Here is a 2,333-nt window from a genome sequence, read left to right as displayed (position 1 = left end):
GTATCCGCCCGACCAACCCCATCTTGAATTGTAGGGATATTTTATTTAAGTCGGTATTCTTCCCAGTTTGAAGGTAGTAGTTGATAGAGGTCTTTTTGCTTATGGGATTGGATTCTTTCGAACACATCTTTGAGCCAATCAAACTCGTTGATTTTATTCTTTTTGCAGCTTGCCATGAAAGAGTACATGGCCGCAGCCATTTCTGCCGCCTGATGTGATCCTGCAAAGAGATAGGCTTTTCTACCGACCGCCAGGGGTCTTACTGCATTTTCAACCAAGTTGTTGTCGATTTCCATCTGCCCGTGCAAGGAGTATGCACTTAATCCAGCCCATCTTTTGTGGGCGTATGCTATGGCTTGTCCCATCGGACTTTTAGGTCTGTAGCTATACTGCTTTTCTTCCAGCCATTTGCCGAGATTTTCTAGAATGGGTTCCGCATGTTCCTTTCTCAATGCTGTCCGTTGTTGCCACCCCATTGACTCTTCTCGCATCTTTGCTTCCAGAAGGTAGAGTTTCTGTATTTCGTCGAGGATATAATTGGCCTGTTCTTCGTCGTCCTTTACAGCATCCACAAACTTCCTTCTGGCATGTGCCATACAAAAAGTCAGATGGATATCCGGATGATCTCCAAAAAGTGAATCATAGACTGTAAAGCCATCCGTTTGGATGATGCCCCTAAAGTCCGCAAGCATTTTCTTGGGACCTGACTGATCCCTGCCTTTTTGGTAATCGAATAATACAAGCCTGTCCACAGGGGAATGATAAAGCCACATGTACCCCTGATGGATATTATTTTTGTGATCCCTATCCAGAACCTTTATCGGTGTTTCATCCACCTGGAGATATTTTTGGTTGACCACAATCAGCCGAAGCAGTTCCCATAGTGGTTTGAGATGGTCCCAGCCTTTCATGATCCAATCCGATGCACTTGAGGCGGGGATGCGTACACCCATTTTGGAGTATTTATCTATCTGTCTGTGGAGTGGCATCCCATAGACGTATTTGTCAACAATCATCTGGGCGATTACTGATTCGGATGGAATCCCTTTTTCTATCACCCTATCAGGAAGAGTTCCGATGATGATGCCTTCACCGTTTGGCCTGGCATACTTAGGGCGGATATAGCGCTTTACATAGAATGATGCAGGCACAACTTCAAGAACTTCTGTCACTTCTTCCCCTATTCTCACGCAGTCTTCTGTAGATTCGGATGGCTCGATCACCACATCTTCTCTTCTAAGTTCTTCGGGAAGAGACATACGTCCTGTACCTTTCGCTCTTTTCTTTAGAGCTGGCTTTTCAGCCACAGTTATTGATTCGGAAAGTTCTTCCTGTACTGATTTTGTGGTGCCAAGTTCAAAAAGTCCCAACTGGTCATCCCCTACATTGTTTGTACGTTTCTCACTCTTAAATCCAAAAAGATGTCTGCGGAGCTTGTCGAGTTCGAACTGCTGATCTGAGATAATCTCTTCTTTTCTCAGCAGATTTTCTTCTTTTTCAGATATGGTCAACAGGGCTTCTTCGTACAGCTTTTTATAGTCTTTTCCCCCGTTTTCCATGACATAAAGATATCATAAAAAAGTGGCTTTACATATATTTAGAGGCTGTTTTTATACTCAAAAAAGCACTTTTTTTAAGCTCTTTTTAACGCATCATAGCGCTTTCTGTAGCTAACCGATTCAAGCCTTACCCCCTGTAAGAGAAGGCTCAATTGATTGCTCGTAATTGAGTTTCCAGAGAGTATTGGGCGCTCAAAAGTCCCCTTCTCGAGCTTTTTGATGTACATGGCAAAACCGTCCCTATCCCACTGAAGGATTCGGATCTGATTTGATCGTTTGCCGATAAAAACAAAAACATCACCGTTCATCGGGTCAAAGCCAAGCTTGTTGCGGACCAAACCAGCAAGTGAGTTGATCCCGAAACGCATGTCGGTTGGTTCTTTGTACATAAAGTATCTTGTAGAACTCGATAGTGCAAGCATTAAAGAAACTCTTTGACTGAATTGATATCTACTTGTCCAAAAAATTCAATACTAACTCCCGAAGGGTAATTGATTTTGAGGATAGGATCTTTCTGAAACCCCATCTCAGGGTTGACCAAAGAAAAACCCGAAGAATCAGCGTAATCAATCGTTTCCTCTTCAAATTTCCTGCACCAATAATAAAAAGATGCCCTTGAAATACCTGCTTCTGATGCAAATGCAGCTTTGCTTAGTCCTGATTCCTGCCACTTGGTGAACAGCTTGTAATATTCGTCGTTGCTAATCTTTTTCATGACGCAAGATTACAACCCAAACAGTAATCAGAAAATATGGGGTTTATCGGACGGATACT

3 protein-coding genes are annotated in these 2,333 nt (G+C 42.9%); all 3 read right to left on the bottom strand.

The window, feature by feature from the left end; genetic code table 11:
- Nucleotides 1–41: 41 nt before the first annotated feature.
- Nucleotides 42–1,559, bottom strand: coding sequence for an IS66 family transposase (gene tnpC / locus CHB66_RS16680; protein WP_089242543.1), 1,518 nt, complete (start codon nucleotides 1,557–1,559; stop codon nucleotides 42–44).
- Nucleotides 1,560–1,633: 74 nt separating this feature from the next.
- Nucleotides 1,634–1,981: an IS66 family insertion sequence element accessory protein TnpB gene (gene tnpB / locus CHB66_RS16675; RefSeq protein WP_089242542.1), complete on the bottom strand. Its 348-nt coding sequence runs from the start codon at nucleotides 1,979–1,981 to the stop codon at nucleotides 1,634–1,636.
- The gene (gene tnpA / locus CHB66_RS16670; RefSeq protein ID WP_089242541.1) at nucleotides 1,981–2,274 is read right to left on the bottom strand and encodes an IS66 family insertion sequence element accessory protein TnpA; all 294 of its coding nucleotides are present in this window, start codon (nucleotides 2,272–2,274) and stop codon (nucleotides 1,981–1,983) included. The genes tnpB and tnpA overlap by 1 nt, the downstream gene beginning before the upstream one ends.
- Between the last annotated feature and the right edge of the window lie 59 nt (nucleotides 2,275–2,333).

Origin of the sequence: Belliella buryatensis (assembly GCF_900188245.1) — a bacterium.
Classification (GTDB): Bacteria; Bacteroidota; Bacteroidia; order Cytophagales; family Cyclobacteriaceae; genus Belliella; species Belliella buryatensis.
The sequence above is the reverse complement of the archived record's forward strand: the minus strand, read 5'-3'. Positions and strand labels throughout refer to the sequence as shown.